We start from the raw sequence: 15,826 nt of genomic DNA, 5'->3' as shown, positions 1-15,826 counted from the left end.
CTACGGAACGGCTATCCGCACGTGCTCCTTCTTTCCCTCTCCCCGTCGGGGAGAGGTGGCCCGCCCACGGGTCTCGCCTATGGCGAGCCCGAGGACAGGCTCCACGGGTCGGTGAGGTGTGGCACGGTTGCAGAGCCGTGGAGCCCCCTCACCCCAGCCCTCTCCCCGTCGGGGAGAGGAGGCCGCGTCGTTCCCGGAAGCAACGACACTCCCGCCGGAGCCCTCCCATGAGCACCGCCACCGAGGGCGCCGGCGCCCGGCTGATCCTGAACGTCTATATCGGCCTGTTCTGCCTCTACCTGTTCCTGCCGCTGGCGGTGATGTCGGCGGCGGCGTTCAACTCCTTCGACTATCCCTCCGTCACCCAGTGGCGCGGCTTCACGCTGCAATGGTTCGTGGCGCTCGCCCATGACCAGCGCATCATCCAGGGGCTGATCAACTCGGTAGCCGTGGCGGCCGGCGTCATCGCGGTGTCGATCCCGGCCGGGCTCGCCGGCGCGCTGATCCTGACGCGGCTCGGCGAGCGCTCCGGCACCGTGCTCTATTCGGTGCTGGTCTCGCCGGTGCTCACGCCGGGCATCATCCTCGGCATATCGAGCCTGATCTTCTGGCGCGAGTTCGGCGTGCCGGGCGGGCTGTTCGTGGCGGTGATGGCGCAGTCGAGCTTCATCGCCTCCTATGCCATGCTGCTGTTCCTCGCCCGGCTGCAGCGGCAGGACCGCACGCTGGAGGAGGCGGCGCTCGACCTCGGCGCCAGCCACGTGCTGGTGTTCCGCCGCATTACCCTGCCCTTCCTCGCCCCCACCGCCTTCACCGCCGCGGTGGTCGCGTTCCTGCAGTCCTTCGAGAACTACAACACCACCGTCTTCGCCATCGGCGGCGAATGGACGCTGGTGACGGAGATCGCCTCGCGCCTGCGCTTCGGGCTGTCGCCGGTCATCAACGTGGTCGGCGTCATCTTCGTGGTGCTCACCCTTCTGGCAGCCACCGCCTATGTGCTGCTGAGCAGCCGTAAGAAGCGGTGAGAGCGTCGGCACGGCCGGCGCATCCCATGCTGGATGGAGCATGCAGGATGCGGCCTCTCACCCGAAATTGAACCCGGCCGCCATGACGCAGCGACACGGGCGCTCTAGCTTTCCGCCGCGCCGCGCGCCGATGCGCGGCACAGCCATGGAGCCCGCCATGACGATTCTTTCCCGCCGCGATGCGCTCACCGCCGCCGCGGCCTTCCCCGCCCTCGCCGCCACCGGAGCCGCCATGACCACGGGCCTCGTTGCCACTCCGGCGAGCGCCCAGGCCGGCCCCGGCCAGCAGGCGCCCGGCTTCTATCGCTACAGGATCGGCGACATGGAGGTCACCGTGGTGAATGACGGCGCCCGCGTCGGCCCGCTCCCGGACAATTTCGTGCGCAATGCCAGCCGCGACGAGGTCAACGCCGCGCTCGCCGCCGCCTTCCTGCCGAAGGACCAGATCACCAACCAGTTCAATCCGCTGCTGATCAATACCGGCGGCAAGCTGGTGCTGATCGACACCGGCAACGGCCCGCAGGCCGGCAATTCGACGGTCGGCAAGCTCATCGCCAATCTCGGCTGGGCCGGCGTGAAGCCGTCGGATATCGGCACGGTGGTGATCTCGCATTTCCACGGCGACCACATCAACGGCCTGCGTGCCACCGACGGCGCCCTCGCCTTCCCCAATGCCGAAATCCTCGTGCCCGAGGTCGAATGGGCCTACTGGATGGACGAGGGCGAGATGAGCCGGGCGCCGGAAGGCCGCAAGGGCGCCTTCGCCAATGTCCGCAAGGTGTTCAAGGACATCGACAGCCGGGTGAAGCCCTATGCCTGGGACAAGGAGGTCGTCTCCGGCATCACCGCCGTCGGCGCGCCCGGCCACACGCCCGGCCACACCGCCTTCGTCGTCGCCTCGGGCACCGGCAAGCTGTTCGTGCAGTCCGACACCACCAACAATCCGGCGCTGTTCGCGGTGAACCCGGAATGGGAGGTGATGTACGACATGGACCCGGCCAGGGCCATCGAGACCCGCCGCAAGGTCTACGACATGGTGGCCGCCGAGCGCATGCAGATCGCCGGCTATCACTATGCCTTCCCGGCCACCGGCTTCGTCGAGAAGCAGGGCGCCGGCTACCGCGTGGTGCCGGTCGCCTGGACCCCGCTGCTGTAGCCGGCCGCCGCCGACGTCAAGACCCGAGCCGGCTCGGGAGCCCGGCGCGGCAGCGCTAGTGCCTCCCTGCTTGGCAGGCCGGCAGCGCGAGGCTATGTCTCGCGCCTTACCGATCCGCCGAGGACATCATGACCGACACCCTGCCCGACCGCCTTTCCAGCGACCCGACCAGCCCCTTCTACGATGAGGAGCTGCTGGCGCGCGGCGTCGGCATCCGCTTCAAGGGTGTCGAGAAGACCAATGTCGAGGAATATTGCGTCAGCGAGGGCTGGGTGCGCGTCTCGGTCGGCAAGGCCAAGGACCGCGCCGGCAACCCGATGACGGTAAAGCTCAAGGGCACGGTCGAGGCCTATCTGCGCGACGCCCCCGCCGAAGGCTGAACGCGGCCGCCCCACCGGCGGCACCGCGACCGGGCGGGCGCCGCCCCTGTCCGCGCCGCTATTCGTCCGTCTCCATCTCGATCCAGTCGAGATAGTCCGGGTCCCCGCCGGCCACCCTCAGCACCAGCACCGCCGGCGTCTCGAAGGGATGGCGGGCGCGCACCGCCTGCGCCACCGGGGCGGCGAGGTCGGCGCGGGTCTGGAAGATCATCACCACCTCCTCCGCCCGCTCGATCTCGCCGTGCCAGCGGCAGATCGACACCATGCCCGGCAGAATGTTGACGCAGGCCGCCAGTCCGTCGGCGACGATGGCGCGTCCGGCCGCCTCGGCCTCGACGAGGCCGGGCCATGTCGTATAGACCATCACCGTGCCGATATCCGGCTGCATTCCCGTTTCCCCCGCGCATCGGGCCGTCCCGCATGAACGAAGCCGCCCGCCCAGCCCCCTCTTTCGACGCGGACGCTTCCGAAGCGGCAGCATATGGCCGAATCGCCTTCGTCGCGAGCGATACGCCGGAGGCCGCCCGCTCCCGCAGCGAGCTCATCGCCATCTACGGCCATGTCGCGCCGGAGGATGCCGACGTCGTGGTCGCGCTCGGCGGCGACGGCTTCATGCTGCAGACGCTGCACCGCTTCCGCGATACCGGCATGCCGATCTACGGCATGAATCGCGGCTCGGTCGGCTTCCTGATGAACAGCTTCCGGCAGGAGAAGCTGCCCGAGCGCATCGCCGCCGCCCAGCGCGTGGTCATCCACCCGCTGCTGATGGAGGCGACCGACGTCAATGGCCGCACCCACCGTGCCCCGGCGATCAACGAGGTGTCGCTGATCCGCCAGTCCTACCAGGCCTCCAAGCTGCGCATCTCCATCGACGGCACCATGCGCATGGAGGAGCTGGTCTGCGACGGCGTGCTGGTGGCCACCCCGGCCGGGTCCACCGCCTACAACCTCTCCGCCCAGGGGCCGATCCTGCCGATCGGCACGCCGCTGCTGGCGCTGACCCCGATCTCCGCCTTCCGCCCCCGCCGCTGGCGCGGCGCGCTGGTGCCGGACCGCGCCCGCATCGACATCGCGGTGCTGGAATCCGACAAGCGGCCGGTCAACGCCACCGCCGATCATTTCCAGGTGCTGAACGTGGTGGCGGTGCGCGCCCGGCTCGACCGCTCCTCGACGCTCACCATGCTGGTCGACCGCGACCATTCGATCGAGGAACGCATCCTGCGCGAGCAGTTCGAGTTCTGAAGGCCGGCCGGCCTCACGCCGCCAGCGTGCGTCCGTGCCCCTCGTCGGCCGCCGCCTCGGTGCGCCAGCGCTGCAGCAGCGCGACCACCGGGTTGCCGGACATCGCGCCCAGCGCCGCATATTGGTCGAGCACCGTCTCGACGATGCGGCGCTTCAGCCCCACGGCGGCGTCCTCGTCGTCGAGATAGGGTTCCTTCTGCACCAGGTGCAGCGCGGTGCGGAAGGCGACATAGGCGCCGCGCGGCAGGCCGATGCGGTCGTAGAGCGTGCGGAAGGCGTTACCGCTGCGGTCGGCCGCCAGCGCCGCCACCCGGTCGGTCGGCAGGCCGGACAGCGCCGACACCGCCTCCAGGAACAGCCGCATCTGGCCGGAGAGCAGCGCCCTCAGCGCCAGCGTCGGGGTAAGCTCGCCCTGCCGGTGCAGGTGCTCGGCCAGCGCGCGCAGCTCCGGCCCCGGCCGTCCGCCGGCCAGGGCGATGGTGGCGCGGTCGCAGGCCTCCTGCCGCACCCGCGCCGCCTCGCCCTCGTCCAGCCAGGCGCGTTCCACCACGAAGGCCGAGAGCACACCGGCCACCGCGCGGATCAGCGCCTGATGCGCCCCGGCCGGCAGGTCGCGGCGGGCGAGCAGCGCCTCGCGCAGCGCCGGCACCTGGCCATGGCGGGCGACGATGCGGCCGAGCGCGAAGCCCGGCACGTCGGCGCCGGGATTGGAAACGAGCCGCAGGCACTCAGCCGCGTCGGCGATCTCGGCCAGCGCCGCCGCCACCGGCGCGCTCAGCCGGGGACGCCCGGCAATGGCGGCGCGGCGGACGGCGTCGCCGGTCTCGGCGAATTCGATCAGCTCGCGCTCGTTCAGCACCGGCGAGCGGGCCAGCATGACCAGCCCCGGCTCGCCGTCGAGCCCGGCGAGGATCTGCACCAGGTCGGCGGGCACCAGCGGATGCCGGCTCAGCGCTTCGGCGAGGGCGAGCCGCGCCGCCGGGCACGGATCCTGCGCCAGCATCGGCAGCGCCGCCTCGAAGCCGAGCCGGTCGACGAGGTCGAGGTCGTCGCGGACATAGGCCTGGGCCAGCGCGCCGAGCGCCCGGACGCGGGCCTCGTCGGGCGCCGACTTCGCCCAGAGGAGATACTGACGCACGATCATGCCCGCCTCCATCCGCCCGACCGGAGGAGAGTTGATCATGCCGCGCTTAAGAAACCGTTGACCATAAGCCGGGACGCGGGCCCCGCCGGCCCATCTCAGTCGCCGCTGCCCTCGGGGGCGGCCGCCTGCTCGCCCACCATCACGTCCACCTTGGTGTCCTGGCCGGTCTCCACGGTGAAGGTCTTGGTGAAGGTCTTGCCGTCATAACGCACCAGCGCGGTGTATTCGCCTTCCGCCAGCACGAAGGCCGGGGTCGGCGCCGCCGATTCCTTGATCGAATCGCCGCCCGGCGTCAGCACCGACCATTGGGTGTTGGCCAGCGGCGTGCCGCCGGCCTGCGCCACCAGCTGCAGCGTGATCTCGGCGGCGCGGTGATGCAGCGTGGCGTCGGTCACCTTGCCCGGCTGCACCGCCACGTCGGCCTGCAGCACCGCATTGCCCTCGCCATAGGTGGAGACGACGTAATAGTCGCCGGCCGGCAGCACCACGAGGTCGCCCGGCGCCGCGCCGCGATAGAAGGGCCGGCTGGCGGCACGGCCCTGCAGGAAGCTGCCCTCGAAAATGTCGTAGCTGACCTTGGAGGCCGGCAGCAGCTTGTCGCCGACATCGCTCTGCAGCTTCACCGCGCCGGCGGGAATGGTCAGCTGCTCGCGCCGCGAATCCTCGCCGATCACGATGCGGCGGGCGACGCTGGCGAGCCCGTAGGACACGTGCACCACATAGCCGCCCGGCGACAGGAAGAACACCGGTGCCGGCTCGGCCGCCTCCGCCACCAGCGGATAGGCGCCGGACGCTTCCGGCCGGTCGTCGAATATCCGCCAGACCAGGCCGCGCGGGATCTGCGGCAGGTTCGAGCCGAAACGCGCGCTCATGCCGATCGCCGCCTTGCCGGCCGGCGGCTGCGGCAGGATGGTGTGCGGGTCGGCGACGCCCTTGGCGGCCGGGACCTGGGCGGGAGCCGCCGGCGCCGTCGTCCGCTTCGGCAGGGTGCCGGCCGGCGGCGGGGTGCCGGCAAAGGGCATGGCCTGCGCCAGCGATCCCTGCGCCAGCGATCCCTGCGCCAGCGAGCCGGAGGAGATGATCGAGACGTCGCCGTCGGCCCCCGCCATCGCCGCGAAACCGGATGGCGCCGACAGGCACAGCACCGCGAAGGCGCCGCCGAGGCGGGACGCGAAGGGGCGGGACGCCGCGCCGCGCCGCGCGGGGAAGCGGCGCGGAAGCAAGCCTTTGGCGAAGCAGGGCGATGTCAGCAGCATGGTGTCTTCGTGCCCGCGAACAAGGGCAAATTCAAGTCCTCTAAAACCGCGCCCGCCCGGCCGCCGCCCCCCTCCCCCGGCACCGCCGCAGCGGCGGCGCGCCGGCCTCGCGGGGCGCGACATCCATCGGCGCCGCCGGCCGGCCGCCCCGGTCACGTTCGTTTGCGCGACGCCTGCGGGTCCGGCGCTGGCCCGTCGTCCCGCCCCGTGCTAGGCGCAGGGGAGGAACAGGAACCATCGCATGACTTCCGCCCCTACGGCTTCCGCCGCCACGTCCGCCGCCGCTTCCGCCACCGATGCGCTGACGCTGCTCAAGACCCGCAAGAGCCCGAAGATCTTCGACATCGTCGCCCCCGGCCCGAACGCCAGCGAGATCGACGAGATGCTCGCCATCGCCTCGCGGGTGCCGGACCACGGCAAGCTCGCCCCGTGGCATTTCATCGTCTTCGAGGGCGACGCGAGGGACCGGGCGGGTGCCGCCATCGCCAGGGCGTTCGCCGCCGACAACCCCGAGGCCGATGCCGACCGGGTCGCCATCGAGCGCACGCGGCTGTCGCGCGCGCCGCTGGTCATCGCGGTGGTGTCCAAGGCCGGCGCGCATGTGAAGATCCCGGAATGGGAGCAGCTCATGTCCGGTGCCGCCGCCTGCACGCTGCTGGTGCTGGCCGCCAATGCGCTCGGCTATGTCGCGACCTGGCTCACCGAATGGTACGCTTATGACGCCCGCGTGCGCGCCGCGCTCGGCCTGGCGGCGGACCAGCGCATCGTCGGCTTCGTGCATATCGGCACGCTGGCCCGCCCGCAGGAGGACCGCCCGCGCCCGGCGCTCGCCGACATCGTCACCCGCTTCTAGAGGGCGCCATGTTCTACGAGCCCTCGCGCCGCAACCACGGCCTGCCGCACAATCCGCTCAAGGCCATCGTGGCGCCGAGGCCGATCGGCTGGATCTCCAGCCTGTCGCCGGCGGGCATCGCCAATCTCGCCCCCTATTCCTTCTTCAACCTGGTGAGCGAGAACCCCGACATCGTGATGTTCTCCTCCTCCGGCGTGAAGGACACGGTGCGCAACATCGTCGAGACCGGCGAGTTCGTCTGCAACCTCGCCACCCGCGAGCTGATGGGCGAGGTCAACCTCACCTCGGCGGTGCTGCCGCCGGATGCGAGCGAGTTCGATCTCGCCGGGCTGGAGCGCGCGCCCAGCCTCCTGGTGAAGCCGCCGCGCGTCGCGCGCGCGCCTTGCGCGCTCGAATGCGTGCTGGTGGAAGCCCGCGAGCTCGCCGGCCGCGATGGCATCCCCACCGGCAATGTGCTGGTATTCGGCGAGATCGTCGGCATACATATCGACGAGGCGTTCATCGACAACGGGCTGCTGCGCACCGAGAGGCTGCATTCGCTCGCCCGCTGCGGCTATTTCGACTATGCCGCGGTCGAGGACGTCCACTCGCTCGCCCGTCCGGGCGGGCAATCGTTCACGTCTGCCTGAAGTCCTGAACTTTTATGGCAAACGTTTCGTTAATACGCGTACCGCAACGTATCCGTCACAAGGCCGTTGCGATTCGTGCATCCGTGGGGAGCAAGGCGCCGGCCATTCTGGCGTTCTGTGCGGGAGACTAGCGGGCCATGCCGTCCATCGATCGTCGCGTTCTTCTTTCCGGCCTGTCCATGGCCGGACTTTCGCTCGCTCTCGCCGGGTGCAAGAGCACCACCACGGCGAGCGCCCCGGAGATATCGCTGCCGGCGATGTCCTATGCCGCCTCGCCGACCTACGGACCGGTGGCCGACCGCTTTCCGGTCAACGCCTTCGACACGTCGAGCGTCAATCCGGTCTATCTGCGCCGGCAGGTGCCCTATAGCGGCAAGTACGAGCCCGGCACCATCGTCATCGATCCGCGCGAGCACTTCCTCTATCTGGTGCAGCCCGGCGGCACGGCGATCCGCTACGGCGTCGGCGTCGGCAAGGAAGGCTTCGGCTGGTCCGGCACCGCGACGATCAATTCCAAGCAGGAATGGCCGGACTGGTATCCGCCGATGGAGATGATCGCCCGCCGCCCCGACATCAAGCCGCAGCTCAGCAAGCTGCAGAGCGGCATCGGCGTCGCCGGCGGCGTGTCCAACCCGCTCGGCGCCCGCGCCATGTACCTGTGGCAGAACAACAAGGACACGCTCTACCGCATCCATGGCACGCTGGAGCCGGCCACCATCGGCACCAACGTCTCGTCCGGCTGCATCCGCATGATCAACCAGGACGCCATCGACCTCTACAGCCGCGTCCCGGTCGGCACCAAGGTCGTCGTGCTCGGCGCCGGCGCCCAGGCCTGACGACGCATGAAGATTAAGGGTTGCCGCCGCTCGGGTGCGGTGCAACCCTTGGTCCGGTAACCAGTCGCGACCGGGGGGCACGCGGACCATGGCCGGCCATATCATCACCATCGCCCAGCAGAAGGGCGGCTCGGGCAAGACCACGCTCGCCGCCCATCTCGCCATCGCGCTGTCGCTCGCCGGCGGACGGGTGGCCGTGCTCGACTGCGACCCGCAGGGCAGCCTCGGCGAGTGGTTCGAGAAACGCGAGGAGAGCCTCGGCGAGGACGGCACCGGCCTCGATTTCCGCACCGCTTCCGGCTGGGGCGCCCGGCGCGAGGCGCGCAGCCTCGCCCGCGACTACGACGTCGTCGTCATCGACACCCCGCCGAAATCCGACATCGAATCCCGCCCCGCCATCGAGGCGGCGAGCCTCGTCGCCGTGCCGGTGCAGCCGACCCCGGTCGACCTGTGGGCGACCAGCGCCACGCTGGAGATGATCGCCAAGGAAGGCACCCCCTCGCTGCTGGTGATCAACCGCGCCCTCTCCCGCGTCGCGCTGACGCAGGAGATCAGCGAGGCGATCCGCGCCCTCGGCCATCCGGCGGCGGAAACCAGGCTCGGCAACCGCGTCGCCTTCGCCGCCTCCATGGGCGAGGGCCGCACCATCCAGGAAACCGCGCCCGGCTCCAAGGGCGCGCTGGAGATCGAGGCGCTGGCCGCCGAGATCCGCCGCATCATCGGCGGCTGACCCGGCCGGCACCTCTCCCGCTACCGCGACGCCGGCCGGCCGCCCGGCAAAATGTCCCGCCGCGGTTGACGCGCGCGGACAGAGCCGGCAATCAGGAAAGGGTGACCGCGCGGCAAGCCATTGTTCACCATGAGCCTCTAGTTTGCCCTCGGAAGAGGTAAGGCCCCGCACGGGCCGCCCGGTGCCGCAGCAAGGCAACCGGGCCCAGCTACGACGGGTGTTGACGGTGGCGTTGAACGGCTTGGCGATGGGACGGCGGAGAAGGCGGGGAGCGGCGCTGCTGCTCGCGCTGCTGCTGGCGGCCCCGGCCTCCGCCCTCGCCCAGAGCGCCCAGACCGGCGCCCAGACCGGCGGCCAGACGCCGCCGTCCTCGTCGACGCCCGCCACCCAGCCGGTCAACGAGGCGCCGCAATCGGGCCTGCTCGGGCCGATTCTCGACCTGTTCAACCCCTCGCGCATCGCCGCGCGCGAGCCGCCGACCATCGACGCCACGCCCTATACCGTCACCATCGACGTGAAATCGTCCGAGCGCGACGTGCGCAATGCCGTCGAGGACGCCTCCAACCTGGAGCGGCTGAAGGCGCGCCCGCCGGCCGGCGCCGCCGGCCTCATCCGCCGCGCCCTCTCGGACGGCCCGGCGATCAATGCCGCGCTCTATTCGCTCGGCTATTACGGCAGCAATATCCGCATCACGGTGTCCGGCAACGCGCCCGACGCGCCGAACATCTTCGACATCGTCGAGGCGGCGCGCAAGCGCGGCCCGGTGCCGGTGGGGGTCACCGTCGATCCCGGCCCACTGTTCCATTTCGGCCGCATCGCCATCGTCGACGCCGCGACCCGGCGCCCGCTGGCCGACGCGCCGAGCCTCGCCAGCCTCGGCCTCTCCCCCGGCGAGCCGGCGCTCGCCACCGCCGTGGTGCGCACCGAGACCGCGCTGACCAATCACTGGCGCATGGCTGGCCATCCCTTCGCCCGCGTGGTCGACAAGGACGTGGTCGCCGACCACGCCACCCGCCAGCTCGACGTCACCTTCTTCGTCGCCCCCGGCCCGGCCGCCACCTTCGGCCGCTTCACCGTGTCGGGCGCCGATTTCCTCACCCCCGGCTTCATCGAGAAGCGCATCGAGATCGCCCCCGGCACGCCCTATTCGCCGGAGCGGCTGAACCGGCTGCGCCGCCGGCTGCTGGAATATGAAGCCATTGCCAGCGTGCGCGTGATCGAGGCCGACCGGCTCGACCCGGACGGCTCGCTGCCGGTCGCCATCGAGGTCACCGCCCGCAAGCCGCATTATATCGGCTTCTCCGCCACCTATTCCTCCACCGACGGCTCGGCGATCAACGGCTTCTGGGGCGCCCGCAACCTGTGGGGCGGCAGCGAGACGCTGCGCCTCGACGCGCAGGTGTCGTGGTTCGGCGAGAAGTCGGAGGCGGTGCCGGACGCCGACCCGTTCGGCTACAAGCTGCAGGCGTCGTTCATGAAACCGGGCATCTACACCGCGCAGGACGATCTCATCGTCCAGGCGGCGGTGCTGCGTGAGGTGACCAACGCCTATGTGCGCGAGGCGGTCACCCTGCTCGCCGGCGTGCGCCACCGCTTCAACGACCAGATGTCGCTGCAGGTCAGCGCCGACCTCGAGGAATCGCGGGTGGAGGACACCACCGGCACCAACGATTATTTCATCGCCGGCGTGCCGGTGGAGTTCAACTACGACAGCACCGACAACCGGCTGGATCCCTCCAGGGGCATCCGCTTCACCGGCACGGTGGAGCCCTTCGCCCAGCTCGGCGACGCGCCGGTCGGCTCGACCCTGCTCGATGCCAAGTTCTCCACTTATTACGCGCTGGACGAGGCCAAGCGCTACATCCTGGCCGGCCGCGTGGCGGCGGGCAGCGTGTTCGGCGCCGATCTCACCGACATCCCGCCGCAGCGGCGCTTCTATGTCGGCGGCGGCGGCTCGCTGCGCGGCTACGAGTACCAGTCCGCCTCGCCGCGCAACGAGGACGGCATCATCATCGGCGGCCGCTCCTATTTCGAGGCGTCGTTCGAGGCCCGCATCAAGATCACCGACACGATCGGCGTGGTGCCGTTCCTCGACATGGGCTCGGCCTTCGCCTCCGAAGCGCCGGACTTCGATGAGATGAGATATTCCGCCGGCATCGGCCTTCGCTACTACACCGGCATCGGTCCGGTGCGCCTCGACGTCGCCTTCCCGCTCAATCCGGGACCGGACGACGGCACGTTCGGCATCTATGTCAGCCTGGGGCAATCCTTCTGATGGTGGGACGGATATTCATCTATCTCGGCGTTGCGCTGCTCGGCCTGGTCGCGCTGGCGCTCGCCGCCTTCGGCGCCATCCAGACCGGGCCGGGCAAGGCGATGCTGGCCCGCCTCGCCTCCTCGCTCGCCTCCTCGCCGGGGCTGACCGTCACCATCGAAGGCATCAGCGGCTTCGTGCCCTCCGACATGGGCATCGCCCAGGTGACGCTGGCCGACAGCGAAGGGCCGTTCGCCACCGTCTCCGACGCCCGCCTGGTCTGGCACCCGCTCGCGCTCCTGAACCGCACCGTCGACATCGCGACGCTGGAAGCCGCCAGGGTCGAGGTGCTGCGCCGCCCGCTGCCGCCGCCTTTGCCGGAGCCGCCGCCGGCCGGATCGCCGCCGGCCGATGCCTCCTCCTCCGGCATCCCGCTGCTGCCGGTGCGGGTCCGGCGCCTCGCCGTCGACGACATCGCCCTGGCCGAGCCGGTGCTGGGCCATACCGCCTCGCTCGCCTTCGCCGCCTCCGCCGACCTCTCGGCGGCGACCCGCGCCGTCTCGCTCGATTTCACGCTGGAGCGCCGCGACGCCCCCGGCCGCGTCGCCGGCACCGCCGCCTACGCGCCGGAGAGCCGCCGGCTCGATCTCGACATCTCGGCGCAGGAGCCGGCCGGCGGCCTCATCGCCCGCGCCGCCGGCATGGACGGGCTGCCGGAACTCACCGCCGCGCTGAAGGGCAGCGGCACGTTCGACCAGTGGGACGGAAAGCTGGAGCTGAAGGCGGGGAATGTCGCCGAGGCGTCGGGGGCCGCCGGCATCCGCGCCGTGCCGCAGGGCCACCGGATCACCTTCGCCATCGATGCCGACATCGCCCCGCTATTGCCCGCCGATCTCGCCCCGCTATTCGAGGGCCGCACCGAGCTCGCCGCCTCCGCCACCCTCGATGCCGACAACCGCCTCGCCATCGAAAGCAGCAGCGTGCGGGCGGCCGGCTTCGGCGGCTCGGTCAATGGCGGCTTCGATCTCAACGGCAACATTGCCGACCTCGCCTTCCAGGCCCGTGTGGCGGACAATTCCCGCTTCACGGCGCTGGCGCCGGGGATCGGCTGGCAGTCCGGCACGCTCGAAGGCACGGTGAAGGGCAACATCGCCGCCCCGGCCGTCGACGCCCATGTCGTGACGGCGGGCCTGTCGGGTGCCGGCTACGGCACGGGCAGCGTGACGCTCGACGCCACCACGAAGCCGGACGCGCAGGGCAACCTCGCCGTGACCGCCACCGGCGAGGCGCAGGGCCTCTCCGCCACCGAGCCGGATGTCGCCGCCGCGCTGGGCTCGACCGCGCGCTTCGAGGCGACCGGCCTGGTGCCGGCCAACGCGCCTGCACTATCGCGCCTGACCGGGCTCACCGTACACCTCACCGGTCTGACTGCACGCTTCGCCGGACAGGCCGATCGGGCCGATATCGACGGCAGGCTGACCGTCGAGCGGCTCGACCTCGCGACCCTGTCCCCGCTTGTCGAACGCTCGCTGGCGGGCGAGGCGCGGTTCGATATCGGCATCGATGCCAGCGGCGATCTCAGCCGGCTGGCACTGACGCTGGACGGGCGCACGCAGAACGTGTCGACCGGGCTCCCGGCCGTCGACGGCTTCTTCGGCAAGGTGACGACGCTCACCGGCGGCCTGTCGCGCTCCGGTGAAAATGCCATTTCAATCAATAACTTGAAGATGCTTGCCGATGGGCTCGCCTTCACGGTGGATGGCAGCATCGATACCGCGGCCGCCAATCTGTCGGCGACGCTGAACCTTGCCGACCTCGCCCGCATCGACAAGCGCCTGACCGGCGCCGTGGAGGCGCAGGGTGCCTTTTCCGGCACGCTGGAGAACTTGAAGGCCACCGCCCGCGTCTCCATCCCCTCCGGGACGGCGATGGGCAAGCCGATTCAAGGGCTTAGCCTCGATTTCACTGCCGAGGACATCACCGGCGACCCACGCGCCGGCTTCCGCCTTGCCGGCACAATCGCCGGCCGTCCGGCCACCGGCAGCGGCGCCTTCGCCAGCGCGCCGAACGACGAGTATCGCGTTCAAGACCTTGATATCGCTATCGGATCGGCGCGCGTCACCGGCGATGTCACCCTCACCGGGGCCGACCTCGCCACCGGCCGCCTTACCGTTGCCGCCCCCGACCTCGCCGATATTTCGCCGCTGGTGCTCACGGAGCTGAAGGGCAGCCTGAATGCCGACGTGGTGCTCGATATCGCCGACAATCGCCAGCGCGTGACGGTGAAGGCGAGTGCCGACCGGCTGGCCGCGGCCGGCCAGTCCGTGACCATGGCGCGCATCGACGCCACCGTCATCGACCCGATGGGCGTGCCCTCGCTCGATGGCACCGCGGAGCTGCGCGGTGCGAACATCTCCGGCCAAGCCATTGAAACCGCGACCATTCGTGGCAATGGAAATGCGGCGGGCACCGACCTCGCCGTCGAGGCGACGGTGCAGAATACCGCCCTGCGCGCCGCCGGCCGGCTGAGCCGGCAGGGCGACGGCGCCCGGCTGCGGCTCGACCGCCTGAGCGCCACGCGGGACAATATGACGGTGGCGACGACGGCGCCGGCCAATCTCACCTATTCCGCCGGTACGCTGACCATCGATCGCCTCGCCCTCAATGCCGGCGGCGGCACCGCCACGGTGTCGGGAAGCGCCGGCGAACGCCTTGATCTGACAGCGGATTTGCGCGCGATCCCACTCTCGCTCGCCGAGTTCGCCTCACCCGGACTGAACCTGTCCGGCACGCTGGCCGGCAATGCCCGCATCACCGGCACCCCGGCAGCGCCCACCGGCAGCTATCAGCTCACGGTGACCCGGCTGTCGACGCCGGATGTCGCGCGCTCCGGTGCCGGGCCGTTCGACATCAATGCCCGCGGCGACCTCGCCGGTGGCCGCGCCACCGTTCGTGCGGATATCAAAGGCCAGTATCTTCAGTCACTTAACATCAACGGCTCAGTGCCGCTGGGTGCCGGAGCGCTTGATCTCGCCATTCGCGGCGGGGTCGATCTCGGCATCCTCAACCCGATGCTGGCCACCACCGGCGCGCGGGTGCTCGGCAATGCCGCCATCGATATGACGGTGACCGGCACCGCGAGCGCCCCCAATGCCGGCGGCACCATCCGCATTACCGGCGGACGCTATGACGACAGCCTGAACGGCATCAGCCTCGACAACATCAATGCGGTGCTCACCGGCACCCAGCGCAGCGTGACCCTGACCTCGCTCTCCGCCCGCACCCCGAATGGCGGTGGCCTGACCGGGCGCGGCAGCGTAAACCTCGACCCCGCCGCCGGATTTCCAGGACGGATCGATGTCGACATGGCCAATGCCCAGCTGGTGAACAGCGAGCTGATGCGCCTTGTCGCCGAGGGACGGGTGTCGGTGGAAGGCGCGTTCCTCAACAATCCGCGCGTCACCGGCCGCATGGTGGTGCGGGCGCTGGACGTCAACATTCCCGACCGGCTGCCGGGCGGGGTGCAGAATCTCAATGTCCGCCACGTCAATGCCGGCAAGCGCTCGGTGCCCGGCGTCCCCCGTGCCGCACGCCGCACCCCGCGCCCCGCCGATGCCGGCATCCCGCTCGACCTCACCATTTCGGCGCCGAACAACGTGTTCGTGCGCGGCATGGGCATCGAGGCCGAACTCGGCGGCGACATCCAGCTGCGCGGCACGACGGCGGCGCCGGTAGCACTGGGCGGCTTCGAGATGCGGCGCGGCAATTTCGATTTCGTCGGGCGCCGGCTTTCCTTCACCCGCGGCCGGGTCACCTTCACCGGCACCACCGATCCGGAGCTCGACTTCGTCGCCGAGACCAGCACCAGCGACGTCGCCGCCCGCATCATGGTCTCCGGCCCGGCCTCGGCGCCGGAGGTCGACTTCACCTCGACCCCTACCCTGCCGCAGGACGAGGTGATTTCGCGCCTGCTGTTCGGCCGCTCGGCCGGCCAGCTCTCCTCCGGGCAGACGCTGCAGGTGGCCCAGGCCATCGCGCAGTTCTCCGGCGGCGCCGGCGTGCTGAACGACGTGCGCCGCTCGCTCGGCGTCGACAGCCTCGAGGTCGGCACCGATGCCGCCGGCACCGGCGGGCAGGTCGGCATCGGCCGGCGGCTCAACGACAACATCTATCTGGGCGTGCGGCAGGGCACGAGCGCCAATTCCAGCAAGGTGACGGTCGATGTCGACGTCACCAAGAACATCCGCCTGCAGGGCGCCACCGCCGCCGACGGCTCGGCGGAGGTGGGCATCGGCGCGCAGTGGGATTACTGATCGCCCGC

Annotated in this window: 13 protein-coding genes; 10 read left to right on the top strand and 3 right to left on the bottom strand. The window is 70.6% G+C overall.

Annotated elements, in window-relative coordinates:
- Positions 1-227: 227 nt before the first annotated feature.
- The 3 genes from AC1RU4_RS23190 to AC1RU4_RS23180 all read left to right on the top strand — a co-directional run bounded on the left by AC1RU4_RS23190 (position 228) and on the right by AC1RU4_RS23180 (position 2,561).
- Complete coding sequence (locus tag AC1RU4_RS23190; protein ID WP_492893677.1) at positions 228-1,025, top strand: ABC transporter permease; 798 nt, start codon at positions 228-230, stop codon at positions 1,023-1,025.
- A gap of 157 nt (positions 1,026-1,182) precedes the next feature.
- Positions 1,183-2,181 (top strand): MBL fold metallo-hydrolase, encoded by a 999-nt coding sequence (locus AC1RU4_RS23185; protein ID WP_492893675.1) that lies wholly within the window; start codon positions 1,183-1,185, stop codon positions 2,179-2,181.
- A gap of 128 nt (positions 2,182-2,309) precedes the next feature.
- A complete protein-coding gene (locus tag AC1RU4_RS23180; RefSeq protein WP_492893673.1) occupies positions 2,310-2,561 on the top strand; it encodes a DUF3297 family protein in 252 nt (83 codons plus the stop codon).
- 58 nt (positions 2,562-2,619) lie between these two features.
- Here the strand turns inward: AC1RU4_RS23180 and cutA are convergent, their stop codons facing one another.
- The gene (cutA, locus tag AC1RU4_RS23175; protein WP_492893671.1) at positions 2,620-2,949 is read right to left on the bottom strand and encodes a divalent-cation tolerance protein CutA; all 330 of its coding nucleotides are present in this window, start codon (positions 2,947-2,949) and stop codon (positions 2,620-2,622) included.
- Between the two features lie 32 nt (positions 2,950-2,981).
- Here cutA and AC1RU4_RS23170 point away from each other — a divergent pair, with 32 nt between their 5' ends.
- On the top strand, positions 2,982-3,803 hold the full coding sequence (locus AC1RU4_RS23170) for an NAD kinase (protein ID WP_492893669.1): 822 nt from the start codon (positions 2,982-2,984) through the stop codon (positions 3,801-3,803).
- A 13-nt stretch (positions 3,804-3,816) separates the two neighbouring features.
- On the opposite strand, the gene AC1RU4_RS23165 is transcribed toward AC1RU4_RS23170, so the two are convergent.
- Both AC1RU4_RS23165 and AC1RU4_RS23160 read right to left on the bottom strand, forming a co-directional pair.
- Positions 3,817-4,947 carry a DUF2336 domain-containing protein gene (locus AC1RU4_RS23165; protein WP_492893667.1) on the bottom strand — a complete coding sequence of 377 codons (1,131 nt, stop codon included), beginning with the start codon at positions 4,945-4,947 and terminating at the stop codon, positions 3,817-3,819.
- Positions 4,948-5,042: 95 nt separating this feature from the next.
- Positions 5,043-6,203: an RgsD C-terminal domain-containing protein gene (locus AC1RU4_RS23160; protein WP_492893665.1), complete on the bottom strand. Its 1,161-nt coding sequence runs from the start codon at positions 6,201-6,203 to the stop codon at positions 5,043-5,045.
- Between the two features lie 241 nt (positions 6,204-6,444).
- Between AC1RU4_RS23160 and AC1RU4_RS23155 the strand changes: the two genes are divergently transcribed.
- The 6 genes from AC1RU4_RS23155 (at position 6,445) to AC1RU4_RS23130 (ending at position 15,818) form a co-directional block, all read left to right on the top strand.
- Positions 6,445-7,056, top strand: a complete 612-nt coding sequence (locus tag AC1RU4_RS23155; RefSeq protein ID WP_492893663.1) for a nitroreductase family protein — start codon at positions 6,445-6,447, stop codon at positions 7,054-7,056.
- Between the two features lie 8 nt (positions 7,057-7,064).
- Positions 7,065-7,685: a flavin reductase family protein gene (locus tag AC1RU4_RS23150; protein ID WP_492893661.1), complete on the top strand. Its 621-nt coding sequence runs from the start codon at positions 7,065-7,067 to the stop codon at positions 7,683-7,685.
- 137 nt (positions 7,686-7,822) lie between these two features.
- Entirely contained in the window at positions 7,823-8,521 is a 699-nt protein-coding gene (locus AC1RU4_RS23145) for a L,D-transpeptidase (protein WP_492893659.1), read from the top strand.
- Positions 8,522-8,609: 88 nt separating this feature from the next.
- The gene (gene parA, locus AC1RU4_RS23140) at positions 8,610-9,251 is read left to right on the top strand and encodes a ParA family partition ATPase (RefSeq protein ID WP_492893657.1); all 642 of its coding nucleotides are present in this window, start codon (positions 8,610-8,612) and stop codon (positions 9,249-9,251) included.
- A gap of 226 nt (positions 9,252-9,477) precedes the next feature.
- Positions 9,478-11,526, top strand: coding sequence for an autotransporter assembly complex protein TamA (locus AC1RU4_RS23135; RefSeq protein ID WP_492893655.1), 2,049 nt, complete (start codon positions 9,478-9,480; stop codon positions 11,524-11,526).
- Positions 11,526-15,818, top strand: a complete 4,293-nt coding sequence (locus AC1RU4_RS23130) for a translocation/assembly module TamB domain-containing protein (RefSeq protein WP_492893653.1) — start codon at positions 11,526-11,528, stop codon at positions 15,816-15,818. The genes AC1RU4_RS23135 and AC1RU4_RS23130 overlap by 1 nt, the downstream gene beginning before the upstream one ends.
- Positions 15,819-15,826 lie beyond the last annotated feature (8 nt).

This window comes from Ancylobacter sp. GW821-FHT10E12, assembly GCF_058809335.1.
Note: the sequence above shows the minus strand (reverse complement) of the source record. Positions and strands in the feature narration are given on the sequence as shown.

Bases quoted from the DNA above. Each gene is read 5' to 3' on its own strand.
- AC1RU4_RS23190 (WP_492893677.1), top strand. From the start codon at position 228: ATGAGCACCGCCACCGAGGGCGCCGGCGCCCGGCTGATCCTGAACGTC.
- AC1RU4_RS23185 (WP_492893675.1), top strand. From the start codon at position 1,183: ATGACGATTCTTTCCCGCCGCGATGCGCTCACCGCCGCCGCGGCCTTC.
- AC1RU4_RS23180 (WP_492893673.1), top strand. From the start codon at position 2,310: ATGACCGACACCCTGCCCGACCGCCTTTCCAGCGACCCGACCAGCCCC.
- cutA (WP_492893671.1), bottom strand. From the start codon at position 2,949: ATGCAGCCGGATATCGGCACGGTGATGGTCTATACGACATGGCCCGGC.
- AC1RU4_RS23170 (WP_492893669.1), top strand. From the start codon at position 2,982: ATGAACGAAGCCGCCCGCCCAGCCCCCTCTTTCGACGCGGACGCTTCC.
- AC1RU4_RS23165 (WP_492893667.1), bottom strand. From the start codon at position 4,947: ATGATCGTGCGTCAGTATCTCCTCTGGGCGAAGTCGGCGCCCGACGAG.
- AC1RU4_RS23160 (WP_492893665.1), bottom strand. From the start codon at position 6,203: ATGCTGCTGACATCGCCCTGCTTCGCCAAAGGCTTGCTTCCGCGCCGC.
- AC1RU4_RS23155 (WP_492893663.1), top strand. From the start codon at position 6,445: ATGACTTCCGCCCCTACGGCTTCCGCCGCCACGTCCGCCGCCGCTTCC.
- AC1RU4_RS23150 (WP_492893661.1), top strand. From the start codon at position 7,065: ATGTTCTACGAGCCCTCGCGCCGCAACCACGGCCTGCCGCACAATCCG.
- AC1RU4_RS23145 (WP_492893659.1), top strand. From the start codon at position 7,823: ATGCCGTCCATCGATCGTCGCGTTCTTCTTTCCGGCCTGTCCATGGCC.
- parA (WP_492893657.1), top strand. From the start codon at position 8,610: ATGGCCGGCCATATCATCACCATCGCCCAGCAGAAGGGCGGCTCGGGC.
- AC1RU4_RS23130 (WP_492893653.1), top strand. From the start codon at position 11,526: ATGGTGGGACGGATATTCATCTATCTCGGCGTTGCGCTGCTCGGCCTG.